The sequence below is a fragment of the Streptomyces sp. NPDC005706 genome (genome assembly GCF_040631045.1).
Classification (GTDB): Bacteria; Actinomycetota; Actinomycetes; order Streptomycetales; family Streptomycetaceae; genus Streptomyces.
On sequence record NZ_JBEXYS010000019.1, the window covers coordinates 1 to 20,788 of the forward strand.

The 20,788-nt window shown below is 74.0% G+C and carries 20 protein-coding genes and 1 pseudogene; 19 read left to right on the forward strand and 2 right to left on the reverse strand.

The window, feature by feature from the left end; genetic code table 11:
* From ABZ478_RS26035 to ABZ478_RS26085, 11 genes and pseudogenes are all read left to right on the forward strand, one after another.
* The coding region (locus tag ABZ478_RS26035; RefSeq protein ID WP_359553067.1) for a glycosyltransferase at positions 1-763 on the forward strand (763 nt) is incomplete at its 5' end.
* Positions 760-1,998 carry a glycosyltransferase gene (locus ABZ478_RS26040; RefSeq protein ID WP_359553068.1) on the forward strand — a complete coding sequence of 413 codons (1,239 nt, stop codon included), beginning with the start codon at positions 760-762 and terminating at the stop codon, positions 1,996-1,998. The genes ABZ478_RS26035 and ABZ478_RS26040, both read left to right, overlap by 4 nt.
* Before the next feature lie 13 nt (positions 1,999-2,011).
* The gene (locus ABZ478_RS26045; RefSeq protein ID WP_359553069.1) at positions 2,012-2,740 is read left to right on the forward strand and encodes an SIS domain-containing protein; all 729 of its coding nucleotides are present in this window, start codon (positions 2,012-2,014) and stop codon (positions 2,738-2,740) included.
* Positions 2,737-4,173, forward strand: coding sequence for a PfkB family carbohydrate kinase (locus ABZ478_RS26050; protein WP_359553070.1), 1,437 nt, complete (start codon positions 2,737-2,739; stop codon positions 4,171-4,173). Before ABZ478_RS26045 ends, ABZ478_RS26050 begins: the two co-directional genes overlap by 4 nt.
* Before the next feature lie 37 nt (positions 4,174-4,210).
* The gene (locus tag ABZ478_RS26055) at positions 4,211-5,206 is read left to right on the forward strand and encodes a glycosyltransferase family 9 protein (protein WP_359553071.1); all 996 of its coding nucleotides are present in this window, start codon (positions 4,211-4,213) and stop codon (positions 5,204-5,206) included.
* 49 nt (positions 5,207-5,255) lie between these two features.
* Positions 5,256-6,121 (forward strand): annotated as a pseudogene (locus ABZ478_RS26060) (glycosyltransferase).
* The gene (locus ABZ478_RS26065) at positions 6,118-6,246 is read left to right on the forward strand and encodes a hypothetical protein (RefSeq protein ID WP_359553072.1); all 129 of its coding nucleotides are present in this window, start codon (positions 6,118-6,120) and stop codon (positions 6,244-6,246) included. Before ABZ478_RS26060 ends, ABZ478_RS26065 begins: the two are co-directional and overlap by 4 nt.
* 211 nt (positions 6,247-6,457) lie before the next feature.
* On the forward strand, positions 6,458-6,877 hold the full coding sequence (locus ABZ478_RS26070; protein ID WP_358934252.1) for an STAS domain-containing protein: 420 nt from the start codon (positions 6,458-6,460) through the stop codon (positions 6,875-6,877).
* Positions 6,878-7,010: 133 nt separating this feature from the next.
* Positions 7,011-8,261 carry an ANTAR domain-containing protein gene (locus ABZ478_RS26075; RefSeq protein WP_359553073.1) on the forward strand — a complete coding sequence of 417 codons (1,251 nt, stop codon included), beginning with the start codon at positions 7,011-7,013 and terminating at the stop codon, positions 8,259-8,261.
* Positions 8,262-8,395: 134 nt separating this feature from the next.
* Positions 8,396-8,590, forward strand: a complete 195-nt coding sequence (locus ABZ478_RS26080) for a hypothetical protein (protein ID WP_359553074.1) — start codon at positions 8,396-8,398, stop codon at positions 8,588-8,590.
* 131 nt (positions 8,591-8,721) lie between these two features.
* Complete coding sequence (locus ABZ478_RS26085) at positions 8,722-9,180, forward strand: RpiB/LacA/LacB family sugar-phosphate isomerase (protein WP_359553075.1); 459 nt, start codon at positions 8,722-8,724, stop codon at positions 9,178-9,180.
* Between the two features lie 112 nt (positions 9,181-9,292).
* Here the strand turns inward: ABZ478_RS26085 and ABZ478_RS26090 are convergent, their stop codons facing one another.
* Entirely contained in the window at positions 9,293-9,658 is a 366-nt protein-coding gene (locus tag ABZ478_RS26090; protein WP_359553076.1) for a DUF6479 family protein, read from the reverse strand.
* Between the two features lie 143 nt (positions 9,659-9,801).
* On the opposite strand from ABZ478_RS26090, the gene ABZ478_RS26095 reads away from it, so the two are divergent.
* From ABZ478_RS26095 to ABZ478_RS26125, 7 genes are all read left to right on the forward strand, one after another.
* On the forward strand, positions 9,802-10,173 hold the full coding sequence (locus ABZ478_RS26095) for a ferredoxin (protein WP_359553077.1): 372 nt from the start codon (positions 9,802-9,804) through the stop codon (positions 10,171-10,173).
* Between the two features lie 287 nt (positions 10,174-10,460).
* Positions 10,461-10,550: a K(+)-transporting ATPase subunit F gene (kdpF, locus tag ABZ478_RS26100; RefSeq protein ID WP_037817630.1), complete on the forward strand. Its 90-nt coding sequence runs from the start codon at positions 10,461-10,463 to the stop codon at positions 10,548-10,550.
* Positions 10,551-10,558: 8 nt separating this feature from the next.
* Positions 10,559-12,256: a potassium-transporting ATPase subunit KdpA gene (kdpA, locus tag ABZ478_RS26105; protein WP_359553078.1), complete on the forward strand. Its 1,698-nt coding sequence runs from the start codon at positions 10,559-10,561 to the stop codon at positions 12,254-12,256.
* Positions 12,256-14,391: a potassium-transporting ATPase subunit KdpB gene (kdpB, locus tag ABZ478_RS26110; RefSeq protein WP_359553079.1), complete on the forward strand. Its 2,136-nt coding sequence runs from the start codon at positions 12,256-12,258 to the stop codon at positions 14,389-14,391. Before kdpA ends, kdpB begins: the two co-directional genes overlap by 1 nt.
* A gap of 5 nt (positions 14,392-14,396) precedes the next feature.
* Entirely contained in the window at positions 14,397-15,104 is a 708-nt protein-coding gene (locus ABZ478_RS26115; protein ID WP_359553080.1) for a potassium-transporting ATPase subunit C, read from the forward strand.
* Between the two features lie 115 nt (positions 15,105-15,219).
* Positions 15,220-16,779, forward strand: a complete 1,560-nt coding sequence (locus ABZ478_RS26120; RefSeq protein ID WP_359553081.1) for an NAD(P)/FAD-dependent oxidoreductase — start codon at positions 15,220-15,222, stop codon at positions 16,777-16,779.
* Between the two features lie 58 nt (positions 16,780-16,837).
* Positions 16,838-18,340 carry an acyl-CoA synthetase gene (locus ABZ478_RS26125; protein ID WP_359553082.1) on the forward strand — a complete coding sequence of 501 codons (1,503 nt, stop codon included), beginning with the start codon at positions 16,838-16,840 and terminating at the stop codon, positions 18,338-18,340.
* Positions 18,341-18,403: 63 nt separating this feature from the next.
* Here ABZ478_RS26125 and paaK read toward each other — a convergent pair whose 3' ends face one another.
* Complete coding sequence (gene paaK / locus ABZ478_RS26130; protein ID WP_359553083.1) at positions 18,404-19,699, reverse strand: phenylacetate--CoA ligase PaaK; 1,296 nt, start codon at positions 19,697-19,699, stop codon at positions 18,404-18,406.
* A gap of 199 nt (positions 19,700-19,898) precedes the next feature.
* Here paaK and ABZ478_RS26135 point away from each other — a divergent pair, with 199 nt between their 5' ends.
* Positions 19,899-20,753, forward strand: coding sequence for an alpha/beta hydrolase (locus ABZ478_RS26135; RefSeq protein ID WP_359553084.1), 855 nt, complete (start codon positions 19,899-19,901; stop codon positions 20,751-20,753).
* The last annotated feature ends 35 nt before the right edge of the window (positions 20,754-20,788 follow it).

Here is a 20,788-nt window from a genome sequence, read left to right on the forward strand (position 1 = left end):
GCGTCCGCGCGAGATCGGCCTCGCCCGGCGCTGGACCGGCCGTGTGCCCGGCGTGGACGTGCCCGCCGTGTACGTCGAGCACAACAGCCCCGACGCGTCCCCGGAACGTCAACTCCACCCGCTCGCCGGGCAGACGGAGATCCCCGTCGTCCATGTCACCCACTTCAACCGGCTGATGTGGGACAGCGGCAGGGCACCGGCCGAGGTCGTGGAGCACGGCATCGTCGACCCCGGCCACCGCTGGACCGGCACCGAGCGCCGCGCCGCCGTCGTGGTCAACGAGCCTGTGCGCAGGGGGCGTACCACCGGAACGGACCTGCTGCCCCGGTTCGCCCGCTCGGCGCCCCTGGACGTCTTCGGGATGCGCACCGAGGGCCTCGCCGGACACCTCGGCCTGCCCGCCGAGCGCTGCCGCGCCCGGGACCTGCCCCAGCACGAACTGCACCGCGAGATGGCCCGCTGCCGCCTGTACCTGCACCCGGTGCGCTGGACCTCGCTGGGCCTGTCCCTGCTGGAGGCCATGTTCCTGGGCATGCCGGTGGTCGCCCTGGACACCACCGAGGTCCGCGAGGCGGTCCCCGCGGGCGCCGGCGTGGTCTCCAACCGGCTCGACGTCCTCGAGGACGCCGTACGGACGTTCCTCGCCGAACCGGACCACGCCCGCCGCACGGGGCGGGCAGCCCGCGCCGCGGCCCTGGCCCGCTACGGAGAACGACGCTTCCTTGACGACTGGGAGCGCCTGATCAAGGAGGTCACCCGATGAGCCGCATTCTGCCCCCGGCCGGGCGCGTCGCCATGGTCTCCGAGCACGCCAGCCCGTTGGCCGCGCTCGGCGGACCGGACGCCGGCGGCCAGAACGTGTACGTGGCACAGGTGGCCCGGCAACTGGCCCGCAAGGGGTTCCGGGTCACGGTGTACACCCGGCGGGACTCCACCGGACTGCCGGACCGGATGACCCTCATCGACGGCGTCCAGGTGGTGCATGTGCCCGCCGGGCCGCCCGCACCCGTACCCAAGGACGAACTGCTGCCCCACATGGCCGCGTTCGGCGCCTTCCTGGCCCGGCAGTGGGCCGCCGACCCGCCCGACGTGGTGCACGCCCACTTCTGGATGTCGGGCCTCGCCGCCCTGACCGGAACCCGGGGCCTGGGCATCCCCGTCGTGCAGACCTACCACGCCCTCGGCACCGTCAAGAAGCGCTACCAGGGCGCCGACGACACCAGCCCGCCCGAGCGCGTCGCGATCGAGGAGGCCGTCGGCCACGAGTGCGCGCGGATCATCGCCACCTGCTCCGACGAGGTGGCCGAACTGCGGGCCATGGGCCTGCCGGAGGACCGCGTCACCGTCGTGCCCTGCGGGGTCGACCCCGACCAGTTCGCGCCGTCCGGCCGCCCCCGGATGCTGCCCGGCGGCCGCAGACGGCTGCTCGCCGTCGGCCGGCTCGTGCCCCGCAAGGGCTTCGACCGCGCCATCCGCGCCCTCGCCGGGATACCCGACGCCGAACTCCTCGTCGCCGGCGGCCCCGAGGCGGACCTGCTGGGCACGGAGCCGGAGGCCCGGCGGCTGCACGCCATCGCCGGCGAGTACGGCGTCACCGACCGGGTGACCCTGCTCGGCGGGGTCGGCCGGACCCGGATGCCGCGCCTGATGGCCGGCGCCGACCTCGTGCTGTCCCTGCCCCGCTACGAGCCCTTCGGTATCGTCCCGCTCGAGGCCATGGCCTGCGCCACGCCGGTCGTCGCCACCGCCGTGGGCGGCCAGCTCGACACGGTCGTGGACGGCACCACCGGCGTCCACGTCCCGGCCGACGACGACCACCACCACCTCGGCGAAGTCGTCCGCGAACTCCTCGACGACCCCGACCGGCTCGCCCGCCACGGCGCCGCCGGCCGCGAACGGGTGCTGGCCCACTACACCTGGGACCGCGTGGCCGACGGCGTGGCCGGGGTGTACGGCGCCGTGTCCTCGATGCCCTCGCTCTCGGAAGCCGTCCGATGAAGGGAGCCGCCCGATGAAGACCGTCACCGACACCGCGCACTGCGACGACCTGATGAAGGCCCTGGAGACGTTCCGCGACCAGGGCTCCCTCATCGAACGCTGGGGCGCCGAACTCGCCCGGCGGCTGGGCTCGGGAGGCCGGCTGCTCGTCGCGGGCAACGGCGGCAGCGCCGCCCAGGCGCAGCACCTCACCGCCGAACTCGTGGGCCGCTACCGGGACGACCGGGCGCCGTTCTCCGCGCTCGCCCTGCACGCCGACACCTCCTCCACCACCGCGATCGCCAACGACTACGGCGTCCAGGAGGTGTTCGCCCGCCAGACCGCCGCGCACGGCCGCCCCGGCGACGTGCTGATGCTGCTGTCCACCAGCGGTGCCAGCGCCAACCTGCTGGCCGCGGCCGACCGCGCCCACCGGCTCGGCATGACCGTCTGGGCGCTGACCGGCCGGGCCCCGAACCCCCTGCACCTGGCCGCCGACGACGCGCTGTGCGTGGACGCGCCGGTGGCCGCCACCGTGCAGGAGTTGCACCTGGTCGCCGTGCACATGCTCTGCGAGTCGTTCGACCAGGCCGTCCAACGGGGCGAGGCGGACGGAGGCACGGCGGACGGCCGAGGTGACGGCCGGCCCGGTGCCAGCGGCCGATCGGACAGCCGGGCGCGGGGCCGGACGGACGGCGCCCGGCCGGACGGCCACGGCCGCACCGCGGGCACCCGGGCGCGGCGCGGGGAGGGAGACGCATGAACACCCCCCGTACCCCCCTGGTCGTCGTCGGGGACGCGCTGCTCGACCACGACCTGTGCGGCCGGGCCGAGCGGCTGGCCCCCGACGCGCCCGTGCCGGTGGTGCACGGCACCCGGCGCAGCTCCCGCCCGGGCGGCGCGGCCCTCGCCGCCTGCCTGGCCGCCTCCGACGGCCGCCCGGTCACCCTCGTCACCGCTCTCGGCGACGACACGACCAGCGGCGTCCTGCGGGACCTGCTGGCCGGCCGCGTGGACCTGGTCGAGGTGCCGCTGGACGGCGAACTCGGCAGCAAGACCCGCGTACTCGCCGGAGACCGGCCACTGCTCCGCCTCGACGACGGCGAGGGACGCGCCCGCGAGGCGAGCCGGGCCGCCCTGGCCGCGGTCCGCGCGGCGGACGCCGTCCTGGTCGCCGACTACGGCCGGGGCACCGCCGACGTCCTCCGGGAGGCGCTGGCCGGCGCCGCCGCGCGGGCGCCCGTGGTGTGGGACCCGCATGTACGGGGCGGCCCACCGGTCCCCGGCGTACGGCTGGCCACCCCCTCCGCGCAGGAGGCCCGCCTCCTCGCCCGGCGGCCGGCCGGGGACACCGGCAGCGCGCCCGGCGACGGAGGCGTACTGCGCACGGCCGCCCAGGATGCCGGCGCGCTCGCCCGGGCCTGGCGCGCGCACGCCGTCGCGGTCACCCTGGGCGAGCGCGGCGCGCTGCTCTCGTACGGCGAGACCCCGCTGCTGGTGCCGGCCCCGGCCACCGCGGCGGGCGACCCCTGCGGGGCCGGGGACCGGTTCGCGGCGGCCGCCGCCGGGCTGCTCGCCGACGGCGCCTTCACCGAGGCGGCCGTCCAGGGTGCCGTGCACGCCGCCACCCGGTACGTCGCCGAGGGCGGCGCCCGCGCCGTCGCCGTGCCCGAGGTGCCGGACACCCCACCGGAACGGCCGCCCGGCGAGGAATGCGCGGCCGCTGCCCGGCGCACCGCCGCCCGGGTACGGGCCGCGGGCGGCACCGTGGTCGCCGCGGGCGGCTGCTTCGACCTGCTGCACGCCGGCCATGTCGCCCTGCTCCAGGCCGCGCGCCGGGCCGGCGACTGCCTGATCGTCTGTGTCAACTCCGACGACTCGGTGCGCAGGCGCAAGGGCGACGGCCGGCCCCTGGTCCCGGCGGCCGACCGGGTACGCGTGCTCAGCGCGCTGGAGTGCGTCGACGCGGTCGCCGTCTTCGACGACGACACACCGGAACGCGTCCTCGGCGAACTGCGCCCCCACATCTGGGCCAAGGGCGGCGACTACGCCCGCACCCGGCTGCCCGAGCAGCCGCTCGTGGAGAGCTGGGGCGGCCAGGTCCTCCTGCTGCCCTACCTCGACGGCCGCTCCACCACCGGCCTCGCCCGCCGCGCGGCCCTGGCACCCGCCCGCACCGCAGGACCCGTCCAGTGACCCGCTTCCCGCACCCGCCGCCCGGGGGGCCGGTCCGGTGACACCCGACTCGCGTCCCCCGACCGTGCTGGTGCTGCGCGCCCTGGGCCTCGGCGACCTGCTCGCCGGGGTGCCCGCGCTGCGCGCGGTCCGGCGGGGCTTCCCGGGACACCGGGTGGTCCTCGCCCTGCCGCCCGCGCTGACCGGGATCGCCCTGTCCACCGGGGCGGTCGACGAAGTCCTCCCGGCCGAGGCGCCGGGCCGGGCGGTGCCGTCCCTCGCGCACTGGCCGGGGCCGCCGCCGGACATGGCGATCGACCTGCACGGCAACGGTCCCGAGAGCCGCGACGCGCTGGCCGCCCTGAACCCGCGCCGGCTGCTCGCCCACGCCCTGCCGGACGGTCCGCCCTGGCAGCCGCACGTCCACGAACGGGACCGCTGGTGCGCCTTCCTGCGCGCCCACGGCATCCCGGCCGACCCTCTCGACCTGCGCCTGCCGGCCCCGTCCACGCCGTCACCGGCGCCCGGTGCGGTCGTGGTGCACCCCGGGGCCGCGTCGGGCTCGCGCCGCTGGCCCGGGGAGCGGTTCGCCGCCGTCGTACGGTGCCTGCGCGCTGCCGGACACCGTGTGGTGCTGACCGGCGGCCCCGGGGAGGACGCCCTCGTTCGGTCCGTCGCCGAGCGCGGCGGCCGGCCCGCGTCGGACGTGATCAGCGGGGGCCTGCCCCTGGACGAGCTGTCGGCGTTGGTGGCCGGGGCGTCGCTGGTGCTCAGCGGTGACACCGGCATCGCCCATCTCGCGGTGGCCCACGGCACCCGGTCGGTCACCCTGTTCGGCCCCGTCTCCCCGCGACTGTGGGGGCCACCGCCCGGCCACCGGCACCTGGCCCTGTGGAAGCCCGGCCCGCCCGGGGACCCGCACGGCCGCAACCCGGACGCCCGGCTGCTGCGCGTCCACACCGGCGAGGTCGCCGCCGCCTGCCTGCTGCAGCTCAGGGGCCGGCGGGCCCGCACCGGAGTCCCCGGGTGGGGGGTGGCGGCGCGTGTCCACTGACCGGGCCCCAGGACCCACCCGCCGGCCCACCGCCGGAGCGGACCTTAGGATCACGGTCGCCGTCATCACCCGCGATCGGTCCGGCAGTCTGCTGCGCACCCTCGGCGCCCTGGCCGCGCTGCCCGAACGGCCGCCGGTGATCGTCGTCGACAACTCCCGCCACGACACCACCCGGGAGGCGGTGCACGGCCACCCGGCGGTCACCCGTCTGCCGCGGCCCGCCGCCGACACCGGCGCCGTCGGCCGCAAACCTGGCCGTCCGGCAGGCCCGCACCCCCTGTGTCGCCTTCAGCGACGACGACTCCTGGTGGACCCCGGGCTCCCTGCGGCACGGCCGACCTGCTCGACGTGCACCCACGGCTCGGGCTGCTCGCCGCCCGCACCCTGGTCGGTGAGCGGGGCACCGAGGACCCGCTGAACGCCGTCCTCGTCGCCTCACCCCTGCCCAGCGAACCGGACCTGCCCGGCCGCCCGGTGCTCGGCTTCCTCGGCTGCGCCCGCGTCGTGCGCCGGGAGGCCTTCCTGGGCGCCGGCGGCTACCACCCGCTGCTCTTCTTCGGCGGGGAGGAGACCCTCCTCGCCTACGACCTCGCGGCCCGCGTCCGGGGCCTCGCCCACGAGCCCTCCCTGTGCGCCCGCCACCACCCCCGGACCGACGGCCGCACCGGCCGGTCCAGCCTGGTCAGGCGCGACCACGTGCTCACCTCCTGCCTGCGCCGGCCCTGGCCCGTCGCCCCGCGCGCCGGCGCCGACCTCGCCCTGGCCGCCGTCACCGCCCGGCCCGGCGCCCGCCGCGCCCTGCGCGAGACCCTCGTACGGCTGCCCGCCGCCGTCGCCGGACGCCGGCCGCTGCCCCCGCACGTCGAACACGCCGCACGCCTGCTCGACCGGCAGCCCGCCGGAGGCGCCCGATGAGCCGGACGCACCCCGAGGGGCACCCGGACGGCCGTACGACCGTGGTCCTGATCACCCACGACCGCCGCGACGAACTCCTGCGCACCTCACCCGCCTCAGGCGGCTCCCCGAGCGGCCCCGGGTGATCGTCACCGACAAAGCCTCGGCCGACGGCACCGCCGAAGCCGTCGCCCGGCACTTCCCGGAGACGGCCCTGCCGGGAGCCCGCGCGCCCGGCCCCTCGGCGACACGCCCGGAGACACGTCGTTGCTTCGGGCACCCGGGGGCGGCACAGTGGTCCCCTCCCCGGTCAAGAAGCGGCTGGCCGAGCCCTCCCTCCCAGGAAGTGCCCCGCCCATGGAAAAAGGCCAGCTTCCCGCTGCCCCGCTGCTGCTCCGAGCCGTGCGGGAGAGCCGCCCCGAGTCCGGCCGGATCACCCTTCTCAAGGCGCGCGGCACGGTCGACGCGTCCAACGCCACGGAGTTCTCCGAAGCCCTGGCGGAGCATCTGCGCCAGTCCGACCGGGCCGGCGAACACCTCGTACTGGACATGACCGAGGTGTATCTGGCCAGTGCCGTCGCGGTGCGCTCGCTGGACCGGGCCACCGGCGGGCTCGCGCTGTCCGGCCGCTGCCTGCCGATCGTCCAGCCCCGGCCCCATGTGCGCGAGGCGCTGCGGCTCGCCGGTCTGCCGGGCGTGCGGGTGCACGCCACCACGGCGTCCGCCCTGGACTCCCTGCCGGCGGGCGAACCGGCGCGGCCCGGCGGCACCCACTGACACAAATCGGCGGCCGGGTCCCCGCGCGGTGCGGTTGAGGGCCGGGCACCGAGCGTGCAAGGTGGTGGTCCAAGGTCAGGAAGAGGCCTTTGCGGATATTCGAGGCTTTGTGACGTCCTGGTGTGGTGATGCCGTGAAATCCTCCTCCGCCCGCTTGGGCGCACCGGCCCCTCTCGTCATCGAGTCGTCCCTGGTGGAGGGCCTGCCCGCCGAGGGCGCCCTGCTCCTGCGCATGTCCGGGACGCTGAGCCCGGACGGTGCGGAGGTCTGGTCGGACGAACTGCGCGGCCACCTGGAAGAGGCCGACCGTGCCGGACTGCGGCCGGTACTCGACATGGCCCATGTGCAGCTGGGCGGCGCCGCCGTCCTGCACGCGCTGAGCGAGACCACCCGGGGCCGCGTCGGACGCCCCGATCTGATCATCATCCGGGCCCGCCCCGGCGTACGCGAGGCCGTGCACCTCGCCCGTCTCGACGGCGTCCTCCTGTACGCCACCCTCGACGAGGCGCTGCGGGAACTGGCGCGGGCCACGGCCCCGGTGGAGGACCTGCCGGCCTGGCGTTCGCAGATGGCCGACCTGTGGCGTCCGTCGTACGAGGACCTGCACAAGGAGGTCCGGGCCCTGCGGGCCAGGGTGCGCACCGCTCCGGTGATCGGCATGGCGCAGGGCACGCTGATGGCCCGTTACGGCCTGCCGGACTCCGGCAGTGCCTTCCGGGTGCTGCGCGAGGCCTCCCAGCGGTTCAACGTGCCGCTGCGCGTCCTGGTGTCCGCAGTCGTGGTGGCCCGGCCCCCGGACGGCGAGGTCTGGTTCCCCGGCCGCCGCTCCCTGCCCGTGCCGCAGTCGCGGATCCTGGCCCGGGAGGGCCGGGACCCGCGCTGCCGGCGCCAGATGATCGACGCGGTGCTGCACGAGGCCCTGGCCGTGGGCCGGGCCACCGCCGGATACGTGCGGTTCGTGGACCCCGCGGTGAACGCGCTGACGCTGGAGACCCACTACGGCTGTGACGAAAGGTTTCTGGACCACCTCGTCCGGGGTCAGGACGAGGGCATGGCCGACGCGCTCGCCCGGACGCGGGGCCGCCGGGTGAGCGTGCCCGACGTCGCGGCGGAGCCGCTGCTGTCCGACGAGGTCAGGCGCGCCCTGCTGGCCACGGACACCCGTGCCCTGCACAGCGTCCCCGTCGTCTCCGCCGCCGGATCCTGCACCGGAGTGATCACCCTGCACTGGCCCGCGACCGGCCGTACGCCGGCCGGCGCCCGGAGCGAGACCCTCGACGTGCTCGCTGCCGACACGGCCGGCTGGCTGAGCTGGTACCACCGCTCGGTGCTCCTGGACGCGCTGGAGCACCTGCACAGGAATCTGACCCGCCGCGCGCCCTGAGGCGGTCCGGCACCGCTGACCGCAGACCGCCGGTCCCGGGGGGCGGACCGGCGGCGCCGCGGTGTGCGTCACCCGCGTCCCCCTGGGAACCCGGACCCCGCAAGCAGCACGTACACCCGGAGGGAGCCCGGCGCATGTCGAATCCGCAGCAGCCCGAACAGCGGCGCAGTGACAAGGGGGGCGGTACCCCGCAGGACAGTGGCGAACTCAAGGCCCGCCAGACGGCCGGACGTGAAGCGGGTGCCCGCCCGCACGGCTCGGACAAGGGCCACAAGGGTGGAGGAGAGGGCGGCGGAGTGCCCCCGGCACAGCAGCCCGACCACCCCTGATCGTCGAAGGACCCGCGGACCGATCGGCCGGCCCCGGACGGCGTCACCGGACGCCCTCCGGGGCCGCTTGCCGCCCGGACGGGGCCACATCGGCCGGGAGCCGCCGGCCGGCAACCGCTAGGCTCCTGAGCATGCGGATCTCCGTCTCCTCCGACATGGACGAACCCGTGGCCCGCCACCTCGTCGAGGAGCTGCGCCGGCGCGGCCACGAGGTGCGCGAGCACGGCGCGCTGCGCCCCGGCGCCGACTCGCAGTGGGCGGTCTGCTCCGAGGCCGCCGCCCGGGACGTCGCCGACGGCGCGGCCGACCAGGCGGTGGTGTGCTGCTGGACCGGCACCGGCGCCTCCATCGCGGCGAACAAGGTGCCGGGCGTCCGCGCGGCCCTGTGCACGGACGCCGGTACGGCGGAGGGGGCGCGGCGCTGGAACGACGCCAACGTCCTGGCGCTCGGACTCAGGCTCACCTCCGCACCGGTGCTGCGGGAGATCCTCGACGCGTGGTTCGCGGCCGAGCCCAGCCAGGACCCCGAGGACCTGCGCAACGTGGCCCGCGTCGGGCGCCTGGACGCCGCCGGGAAGGACACGGCCTAGCGGCGTGCGGCGGCCCGGCGCGGGCCGGGCGCGGGCGGCTCCCGTCGGGAATCGGGTGCGGGTCGGGGATGTCGGGTGCCGGGTCGGGGTTCGGGTCGGTGGGCGCTCGGGGTCAGTGGGCGCCCAGCCCGCCGCCGCCGAACGAGCCGCTCGACCCCTTGCTCCAGCGCGGGCGCTCCTTCGAGTCGCTGGGCCTGGAGTCGACGTTGGTCAGCTCGTACGGGGTGAGCGGGCGGCCGCCCTCGGGAGTGACGGGAACCTCCTGGGACTCCCTGTTCTCCCGGATCTCGTGCACCGCGCCCTCCGGTGGCAGGTGCGGCTGCTCATCGGGACGCGGCCGGGGAGGCTCGCGGTACTTCTCCCGGGAGTTCATCCAGAAGCCGCCGGCGAGCAGCGCCAGCACGGCGACGGCTATGACGAAGAACACGAGGCCCATCAGGCCGCTTGCCGCGGCCAGCTGCATCTGTGCGGTACTCATAGCTCAGGAATACCCCACACAGAATGGGGCGAACCGGACACCTTGCGTGGCGGTCCGTCACGATCGGCGACCCGCCCCGGGTTGCGGCATCCCTCATCGCGGTCCACGCGTTTGCCCTGCCCGGGCCCGGCTACCCGCCGGGTGTGACATCGCCTACGCAGCAGCAGCTCTACCGGTTCCTCGAGGACCGGTTCACGTGCGCCCAGGCGTGCGCGGAGTGCGCCAGGGCCTGTGCGGTGCGCGCGAGCCTCCTGGACCCGGACGGCACCGAGCAGCAGGAGCGCGTACGGCGGCTGGGGATCATGTGCGCCGAGGTGTGCGACGCGACGTGCCGCACGCTCTCCGAGCAGAACGGTCAGGACGAGGACGGGATCAGAGTGCAGCTCGAGTGGTGCCGCTCGGTCTGCCTCGAGTGCGCCCACGCCTTCGACGAGCACCCGGGCGCCGAGTCCGCGGCGGCGGTGTGCCGCGCCTGCGCCATGGCGTGCACGGACTTCATGGTGGCGCTGGACTGAGCCGGGACGGCAGCCTCCCGAGAGGCCGTCACGCGCCACGAGGCCATCACGAGCCACGGACGAGAACTCCGGAGCAGCGGACCGTCAGGGTCCCGTCAAGGCCGGACGTACGGCCGTAAGAGAGCCGTCAACGGCGGCCGCGACCGGTCGCCGAGGCGGTTTGCTCGAACCGTCCGACGCAACCGCACCTCACTCCAGGAGTACACGATGGCCGATCTGGCCTTCGTCGTCACCGTGCTCGCGGCCTTCGCGCTGGTGGCCCTCGTCGCGAAGGGGGTGACCAAGCTGTGACCGCCGAGAACGTCGTCGGCCTCGTCGTGGCCGTCGCCCTGCTGGGCTATCTCGTCCTCGCCCTCCTCTTCCCGGAGAGGTTCTGAGCACACACATGGGTCCCGTACTCGCCGGCGTGCTCCAACTGCTCGCCCTGACAGGCGCGCTGGCGCTCGTCCACGTCCCGTTCGGCAACCACATGGCCCGGGTCTACTCCTCCGGCAGGCACCTCAGGGTGGAGAAGTGGATCTACAAGGGCATCGGTGCCGACCCCGGCGCCGGGATGACCTGGCCCGCGTATCTGCGCGCGGTCCTCGCCTTCTCGGCCGCCGGCGTCCTGTTCCTCTACCTGCTGCTGCGGCTGCAGGGAATCCTGCCCGGCTCGCTCGGGTTCTCCTCGGTCGGCCCGGCGCAGTCGTTCAACACGGCCGTGTCGTTCGTGACGAACACCAACTGGCAGTCGTACTACGGCGAGCAGACCATGGGGCACGTCGTGCAGACGGCCGGCCTCGCCGTGCAGAACTTCGTCTCCGCGGCCGTCGGCATGGCCGTCGCCGTGGCCCTGGTCCGCGGGTTCACCCTCCCCCACGCTCGGCTTCGCTCGCGCGGGGGGACCCCCATGCGCACCGGTGAACTCGGCAACTTCTGGGTCGATCTGGTGCGCGGCACCCTGCGGATCCTGGTGCCGGTCGCCCTCGTCGCCGCGGTGGTCCTGGTCGCCTGCGGCGTGATCCAGAACTTCTCCGGCATCCACGAGGTCGGCCGGTTCGCGGGTGGTCCGCAGCAGTGGAACGGCGGCGCGGTCGCCTCCCAGGAGGCCATCAAGGAGCTGGGCACCAACGGCGGCGGCTACTTCAACGCCAACTCCGCGCATCCGTACGAGAATCCGACCCCGTTCTCCAACCTCTTCGAGATCTTCCTGATCCTGGTCGTCCCGTTCTCGCTGACCCGCACCTTCGGCGTGCTGGCCGGAAGCGTCAGGCAGGGATACGCGCTCCTCGCGACGATGGCCGCCATCTGGCTCGGCTTCACCGCGCTGATGATGTGGGCCGAGTTCACCCACCACGGCCCGGTGCCGCAGGTGGCCGGCGGTGCGATGGAGGGCAAGGAGGTCCGCTTCGGCGTCGGCGGTTCGTCGATCTTCGCGGTGGCCACGACCCTGACCTCGACCGGTGCGGTGGACTCCTTCCACTCCTCCTTCACCGGGCTGGGCGGCGGTATCACGATGCTCGGCATGATGCTGGGCGAGGTCGCGCCCGGCGGCACCGGCTCCGGCCTCTACGGCATCCTGATCATGGCGGTCATCGCGGTGTTCATCGCCGGTCTGATGGTCGGCCGCACCCCCGAGTACCTGGGCAGGAAGATCGGCGCCCGCGAGATGAAGCTCGCCGCGGCCTACCTCCTCGTCACCCCGGCGCTGGTGCTGGTCCTCACCGCGGCGTCGACGGCGCTGCCCACCCCGCCGCACTCGATGCTCAACTCCGGTCCGCACGGGTTCTCCGAGGTCCTGTACGCCTTCACCTCGGCCGCGAACAACAACGGTTCGGCCTTCGCCGGCCTGAACGCGAACACGGACTGGTTCAACACCATGACGGGCCTGGCGATGCTGTTCGGCCGCTTCCTGCCCATGGTGTTCGTGCTGGCCCTGGCCGGCTCGCTCGCACGGCAGCGGCCGGTGCCGGTGACCGCGGGCACCCTGCGCACCGAGAAGTCCCTGTTCACCGGCCTGCTGGTCGGCGCGATCCTCATCATCACCGGTCTCACCTACTTCCCGGCCCTCGCGCTGGGCCCACTCGCGGAGGGGCTGGCGTGATGACCACCGACACCGGCAGCGACAAGTACGAGGACTCCATGTCCACTCCCACCCTCGCGCCCCACCAGGACGCGCCGGCCGGGCACCAACCCGCCGGGAACCGCGTCGGCGCGGGCCTCTTCGACCCCGGGCAACTGGTCAGATCCCTGCCCGAGGCCTTCCGCAAGCTCGATCCGCGGGTGATGGTCAAGTCGCCCGTCATGTTCGTGGTGTGGATCGGCTCGGTGCTGACCACCGTGTTCTCCGCCAAGGACCCCGGCGACTGGTTCGGCTGGACGATCAGCGCCTGGCTCTGGCTGACCGTGCTCTTCGCCAACCTCGCGGAGGCGGTCGCCGAGGGCCGGGGCAAGGCCCAGGCCGACACCCTGCGCAAGGCCAAGACCGGCACCGTCGCGCGACGGCTCCGTGAGGACGGCCCCGAGGAGCGGGTCCCGGGAACCGACCTGACCGTCGGCGACCTGGTGGTCTGCGAGGCCGGCGACGCCATCCCCGGTGACGGAGACGTCGTCGAGGGCGTCGCCAGCGTCGACGAGTCCGCGATCACCGGTGAGTCCGCTCCCGTGATCCGTGAGTCCGGGGGCGACCGCAGCGCGGTGACGGGCGGCACCAAGGTGCTCTCGGACCGGATCGTCGTCCGCATCACGACGAAGCCCGGCGAGACCTTCATCGACCGGATGATCGCCCTCGTCGAGGGCGCCGCCAGGCAGAAGACGCCCAACGAGATCGCGCTGAACATCCTGCTGGCCTCGCTCACCATCGTCTTCCTGCTGGCCTGCGCCACGCTGCCGCCGTTCGCCGGCTACGCGGGCACGCATCTGACGACGGTGGTGCTGGTGGCGCTGCTGGTCTGCCTCATCCCGACCACCATCGGCGCCCTGCTCTCCGCGATCGGCATCGCGGGCATGGACCGTCTTGTGCAGCGCAACGTGCTGGCCATGTCGGGGCGCGCGGTCGAGGCCGCAGGCGACGTGTCGACCCTGCTGCTCGACAAGACCGGCACCATCACCCTGGGCAACCGCCGGGCGGCGGAGTTCGTGCCGGTGAGCGGGACGACGGAGGCCGAGGTCGCCGACGCCGCCCAGTTGTCCTCGCTGGCCGACGAGACCCCCGAGGGCCGCTCGATCGTCGTCCTGGCGAAGGAGAGGTACGGGCTGCGCGAGCGGCACCGGGGCGAGCCGGCGCGCGCCGAGTGGATCGCCTTCACCGCGCGGACCCGGATGTCGGGCGTGGACGTGGACGGCCACCGGGTCCGCAAGGGCGCCACGGCCTCCGTCATCGCCTGGGTGCGGGAGCAGGGCGGGGAAGTCGCCCCTGACGCACAGGAGCTGACCGACCGGATAGCGGCGGCCGGCGGCACCCCGCTCCTGGTCGCCGTCCACGACGGCGACGGCGCCCGCGTGCTCGGCGTCATCCACCTCAAGGACGTCGTCAAGCACGGCATGCGGGAACGGTTCGAGGAACTGCGCCGCATGGGCATCAGGACGGTCATGATCACCGGCGACAATCCGCTGACCGCGAGGGCGATAGCCGAGGAGGCGGGTGTCGACGACTTCCTCGCCGAGGCCACTCCCGAGGACAAGATGGCCCTCATCAAGCGGGAGCAGGCCGGCGGCAAACTGGTAGCGATGACCGGCGACGGCACCAACGACGCGCCCGCGCTGGCCCAGGCGGACGTCGGGGTCGCGATGAACACCGGCACGTCGGCCGCCAAGGAGGCCGGCAACATGGTCGACCTCGACTCCGACCCGACCAAGCTGATCGAGATCGTCGAGATCGGCAAGCAACTCCTCATCACCCGGGGCGCGTTGACGACGTTCTCCATAGCCAACGACGTGGCGAAGTACTTCGCGATCATCCCGGCGCTGTTCGCGGCGGTCCACCCGGGCCTGGACACGCTGAACATCATGCGGCTGTCCTCGCCCGACTCCGCGATCCTGTCCGCCGTCGTCTTCAACGCGCTGATCATCGTCGCGCTGGTGCCACTGTCCCTGAAGGGCGTGCGGTACAGGCCGGTCGGCGCCGACAGAATGCTGCGCCGCAATCTCGGGATCTACGGCATCGGCGGCCTGGTGGCGCCGTTCATCGGCATCAAACTCATCGACCTGCTCATCTCCCTCATCCCCGGAATCGGCTGATCGGCATGAACAACTCCACTGTGCGAACGGCCCGGTCGCTGGGCGCGGGTCTGCGCGCCCTGCTCGTGCTGACCCTGGTCACCGGCGTCCTCTACCCGCTCGCCGTCACCGGCATCGCCCAGGGGCTGTTCCCGGGCAAGGCGAACGGCTCCGAGACCGAGGCGGACGGCAGGGTCGTCGGCTCCTCCCTGATCGGGCAGTCGTACGACCTGCCGCCGCAGAACGGCCGGCAGACCGCCGGGCCCGACCTGAGGTGGTTCCAGGGCCGCCCGGCCGACGGACTCGGCAGCAACAGCGTGAACACGCGGTACAAGCTGATCCTGTCCGGCGCGACCAACCTGGCCGCCGACAGCGGTGCGGTGCGGGGCGAGTGCCCGGCCAGGCCCGAGGACGGCACGCTGTGCGCCCAGGTGCTCGCCGCCAGGGCCGCCGTCGTCAAGGACGACTCGGTGCCCGGCCACACGGTCCGGCCGTCCGACGTCCCCGCCGACGCCGTCACCTCCTCCGGCTCCGGCCTGGACCCGGCCATCTCCCCGCGGTACGCCGCACTCCAGGTGTACCGGGTCGCCGCGAGGAACGGACTGCCCGTCGCACGGGTCGAGAAACTGGTCGAGGACCACACCGAGGGCCGCACCCTCGGCTTCATCGGCGAGCCCCGCGTGAACGTCCTGGAACTCAACATCGCGCTGAGGGGACTCATGACGAAGGAGTGACGGTCTCGCGCGTCCGGCGCGGGGCCGTGGGCCGCGGGTGTCCTGCGGGACACCGAGTCCGCGCCGCCCGCGCACGCCTCTGGCCCGTCTTGATCATCACGTGCTACCAAGGACCATGCCTGCCAACGAGGGAACCCGGACCTACGACGCCGTCATCGTCGGCGGTGGCCACAACGGACTGGTCGCCGCCGCCTATCTGGCCCGGGCCGGGCGGTCCGTGCTGGTGCTGGAGCGGCTCGGCCACACCGGTGGGGCCGCCGTCTCGACGCGTCCGTTCGCGGGGGTGGAGGCCCGGCTGTCGCGCTACTCGTACCTGGTCAGCCTGCTGCCGCGGAAGATCGTGCGCGACCTCGGGCTCCGGTTCCGAGTCCGCGGGCGCACCATCTCCTCGTACACGCCCACCGAACGCGGCGGGCGGGCCACCGGGCTGCTCGTCGGCGGCGGGGAACGGCGCACCCGGGAGGCGTTCGCCCGGCTGACCGGCGGCGAGCACGAGTACGCGGCCTGGGAGCGTTTCTACGGCATGACGAGCCGGGTGGCCGAGCGGGTCTTCCCGACGCTCACCGAACCGCTGCCCGGCCGGGACGAGCTGCGCAGGCGGATCGACGACGAGACCGCCTGGCGGTCGCTGTTCGAGGAGCCGATCGGGGTCGCCGTCGAGGAGAACTTCACCGACGACCTGGTGCGGGGCGTGGTCCTCACCGACGCGCTCATCGGCACCTTCGCCGACGCCCACGACCCCTCCCTCGCCCAGAACCGCTGCTTCCTCTACCACGTCATCGGCGGCGGCACCGGCGCCTGGGACGTACCCGTCGGCGGCATGGGCGCCCTCACCGACGCGCTGGCCGCCGCGGCGCGCACCGCCGGCGCGGTGATCGCGACCGGGCACGAGGCGGTCCGCGTCGACACCGACGGGAAGACCGCCGAGGTCACCTACCGCACCGCCGACGGCGAGGGTGTCGCCGCCGCCCGGCACGTCCTGGTCAACGCCTCGCCGCAGGAGCTGGCCGCGCTCATGGGGGACCCGCCGCCGGAGCCGGCCGAGGGCGCCCAGCTCAAGGTCAACATGCTGCTCACCCGGCTGCCCAGGCTCCGCGACGACTCGGTCGACCCCCGGGAGGCCTTCGCCGGCACCTTCCACATCGCCGAGGGCTACCGGCAACTGGCCACCGCCCACGCCCAGGCCGCCGCCGGTGAACTCCCCGCGGCACCGCCCTCGGAGATCTACTGCCACTCGCTGACCGACCCCACCATCCTCGGCCCCGACCTCGCCCGGCGCGGCTACCAGACCCTCACCCTCTTCGGACTGCACACCCCCGCCCGGCTGTTCGCCCGGGACAACGACGCCGTCCGCGAGGAGCTGCTGAAGTCCACCCTGGCGCAGCTCGACGCGCATCTCGCCGAACCGCTCGCCGACTGCCTCGCCACCGACGCCGACGGCCGCCCCTGCATCGAGGCGAAGACCCCGCTCGACCTCGAACGGGACCTGCGCCTGCCCGGCGGCAACATCTTCCACCGCGCCCTGTCCTGGCCGTACGCACAGGAGAGCACCGGGCGCTGGGGCGTGGAGACCGGGCATCCGGGCGTGCTGCTGTGCGGCGCGGGCGCGGTGCGCGGGGGAGGGGTGAGCGGGGTGCCGGGGCACAACGCGGCGATGGCGGTGCTGGAGTCGTAGCGCGCGAGCGGCGACGGGTTCTTGACCAGCCCGTCCGGCGGGCCGAGGATCGGCTGTCATGACGCAGGGACACGGCAGCACGGTCGACGGGGTGCTGCGGCGCAGCGCCCGGCGCACCCCGGCACGCATCGCACTGGAGTACGGCGGACGCGACTGGACCTACGAGGCGCTGGACGACGCCGTCACGCGCGCGGCGGGGCTGCTCCGCGCGGAAGGCCTCGCCCCGGGGGACCGGGTCGCGACCTACGGGCACAACTCCGACGCCTATCTGATCGCCTTCCTGGCCTGCGCCCGCGCCGGCCTGGTCCATGTGCCGGTCAACCAGAACCTGACCGGCGACGACCTGGCGTACATCGTCGGCCAGTCGGGCAGTTCCCTGGTGCTGGCCGACCCGGACCTCGCCGGCCGGCTCCCGGACGGCGTACGGGCGCTGCCCCTGCGGGACGCCCACGGCTCCCTGCTCGCCCGGCTGGCGGACGCGCCGCCGTACGACGGGCCCGAGCCACGTACCGAGGACCTGGCGCAACTGCTCTACACCTCCGGCACCACCGCCTCGCCCAAGGGCGCGATGATGACGCACCGCGCGCTGGTGCACGAGTACCTGAGCGCCATCACCGCCCTCGACCTGAGCGCCGGCGACCGGCCCGCCCACGCGCTGCCGCTCTACCACTCGGCGCAGATGCACGTGTTCCTGCTGCCGTACCTCGCGGTCGGCGCGACCAGCGTGCTGCTGGACGCCCCGGACGGGGACCGGCTCTTCGACCTGATCGAACAGGGCCGGGTGGACAGCCTGTTCGCGCCGCCCACCGTGTGGATCGGCCTGGCCAACCGGCCCGACTTCGCCACCCGCGACCTCGACGGACTGCGCAAGGCCTACTACGGCGCCTCGATCATGCCCGTTCCGGTGCTCCAGCGGCTGCGCGAACGCCTGCCGAAGCTAGCCGTCTACAACTGCTTCGGCCAGAGCGAGATCGGCCCGCTCGCCACGGTGCTGGCCCCCGACGAGCACGACGGCCGGCCGGACTCCTGCGGCCGGCCGGTGCTGTTCGTGGACGCGCGCGTGGTCGACGAACGCGGCGAGGACGTGCCCGACGGCACGCCCGGTGAGATCGTCTACCGCTCACCGCAGTTGTGCGAGGGCTACTGGGACCGGCCCGAGGAGACCGCCGAGGCGTTCCGGGACGGCTGGTTCCACTCCGGCGACCTCGCGGTGCGCGACGCGGAGGGCTACTACACGATCGTCGACCGGGTGAAGGACGTCATCAACTCCGGTGGCGTGCTGGTCGCCTCCCGCCAGGTGGAGGACGCGCTCTACACCCACGAGGCCGTCGCCGAGGCCGCCGTCATCGGCCTGCCCGACGAACGGTGGATCGAGGCCGTCACCGCGGTCGTCGTCCGGCGCGGTGACGTGACGGAGGAGCAACTCACCGCACACGTAAGGGAGAAGCTCGCACCCTTCAAGGCGCCCAAGCGGGTGATGTTCGTGGACGAGCTGCCCCGCAACGCCAGCGGCAAGATCCTCAAGCGCGAACTGCGCGACCGGTTCGCAGGCGGCTCCTAGGCCCAACGGGCCCTGGGTCGTGTCCGCGAAGTCGCGACGCAGGCGCGACTTCGCGGACACGGCCTAGCGGGGACGCAGATCCACGATGCGGCGGATCTTGCCCACCGACCGCTCCAGCGACTCCGGCTCCACGATCTCCACGCCCACCGAGACGCCGACCCCGTCCTTGACGGCCGCGACGATGGACCGGGCCGCCGCCTCCCGCGCCTCGGGCGTGGCGCCGGGCCGGGCCTCGGCGCGCACCGTGAGCGCGTCGAGGCGGCCCTCCCGGGTGAGGCGCAGCTGGAAGTGGGGTGCCACACCGGGGGTGCGCAGCACGATCTCCTCGATCTGGGTGGGGAACAGGTTCACCCCGCGCAGGATCACCAGGTCGTCGCTGCGGCCGGTGACCTTCTCCATCCGCCGGAACGCACGAGCGGTACCGGGCAGCAGCCGGGTCAGGTCCCGGGTCCGGTACCGGACTACCGGCATGGCCTCCTTGGTGAGCGAGGTGAACACCAGCTCGCCCCGCTCGCCCTCCGGCAGCACCTCCCCGGTGATCGGGTCGACGACCTCCGGATAGAAGTGGTCCTCCCACACATGGAGACCGTCCTTGGTCTCGACGCACTCCTGCGCGACCCCCGGACCCATCACCTCGGACAGCCCGTAGATGTCGACGGCGTCGATCGCGAACCGCTCCTCGATCTCGCGCCGCATCCGCTCGGTCCAGGGCTCGGCGCCGAAGACACCCACCCGCAGCGAGGTGCCGCGCGGGTCCACGCCCTGCCGCTCGAACTCGTCCAGCAGCGTCAGCATGTAGGACGGAGTGACCATGATGACGCCGGGTTCCAGGTCCCGGATGAGCTGGACCTGGCGGGCCGTCATGCCGCCCGACGCCGGGATCACCGTGCAGCCCAGGCGCTCGGCACCGTAGTGGGCGCCCAGACCGCCGGTGAACAGCCCGTAGCCGTAGGCGACGTGCACGGTGTCACCGGGGCGCGCGCCCGCCGCCCGGAGCGAACGCGCGACCATGTCGGACCACACCGAGAGATCGTTGTCCGTGTAGCCGACCACCGTGGGCAGCCCCGTGGTGCCGCTGGAGGCGTGCAGACGGCGGACGCGCTCGCGGGGCACGGCGAACATGCCGAAGGGATACTGCTCGCGCAGATCGGCCTTGGTGGTGAAGGGGAAGTGCGCCAGGTCGGCGAGCGAACGGCAGTCCTCCGGGCGGACGCCGGCCTTGTCGAAGGACTCGCGGTAGAACGGCACGTTCTCGTAGGCGTGCCGCAGCGAGGCACGCAGCCGTTCGAGCTGGAGCGCCCGCAGCTCCTCGGGCCCGAGCTTCTCGCCCGCGTCGAGCAGGTCCGTCGCATCCGCCATCGGGAGCTCTCCCTCACCAGCCGCACATTCCGGACGACCGATCATTCGGTCGATTCGTTCGGGGCCAGTAATTCAGGCCATCCGGGCGGCAGGCAAGAGGTGAGCCCGAATTTTTCCGGGCGGGGCGACACGGGATCACGAGGGATGCCGTCCGGCAAAAGCGTTGCGGCCGGGCGGGGCGGGCCTGAATGATCACGGCATGCCGACCTTCACAGCAGCCGACGGGACCACGCTCGCCTACCACCTCAGGGGCGAGGGTGCGCCCCTTGCCGTGCTGCCCGGTGGCCCCATGCGCGCCTCCGTCTACCTCGGTGACCTGGGCGGCCTCACCGCGCACCGCCGGCTGGCCCTGCTCGACCTGCGGGGCACCGGCGACTCCGGGACACCCGCCGACCCGGCGACCTACCGCTGCGACCGCATGGTCGACGACGTGGAGCGGTGGCGGATCCACCTCGGCCTGGAGCGGATGGACCTGCTCGCCCACTCGGCGGCCGGCAGCCTCGCCCTGCTGTACGCGGCCCGCCACCCCCACCGGATCCGGCGGTTGGCACTGATCACCCCCAACCCCTCGGCCCTCGGCATGCGGGCCACGCCCGACGACCGGCTCGCCGCCGCCCGGCTGCGGGCGGACGAGCCGTGGTTCGGCCGGGCCTTCCCCGCCTACGAAGCATGGCTCGCCGGGGACGCCGACTTCGACGAGGTGTTCCTGCCGTTCTTCTACGGCCGCTGGGACGACACCGCCCGGGCGCACGCGGAGCCCGAGGAGGCGCAGACCAACGACGAGGCGGCCGAGCACTACAACGCCGAGGGCGTCTTCACTCCGGACGCCACCAGGGCCGCGCTCGCCGCGCTCACCGCGCCGGTCTTGATCCACGCCGGCGAGTACGACGGCGGCCCCAGCCCCGCCCTGGCCCACCGGGCCGCCGAGTGCCTCCCCGGCGCCGAGGTGAGCGTCCAGCCCGGCGCCGGTCACTACCCCTGGCTGGACGACCCCGGGCACTTCGTCCGCCGGGTCCTCGCCTTCCTCGGGGAAGACGGTGTCCCGTCCCGTTGAGGCGACCCGAAAGTCCTCCTCACGTGGCCTGTCCG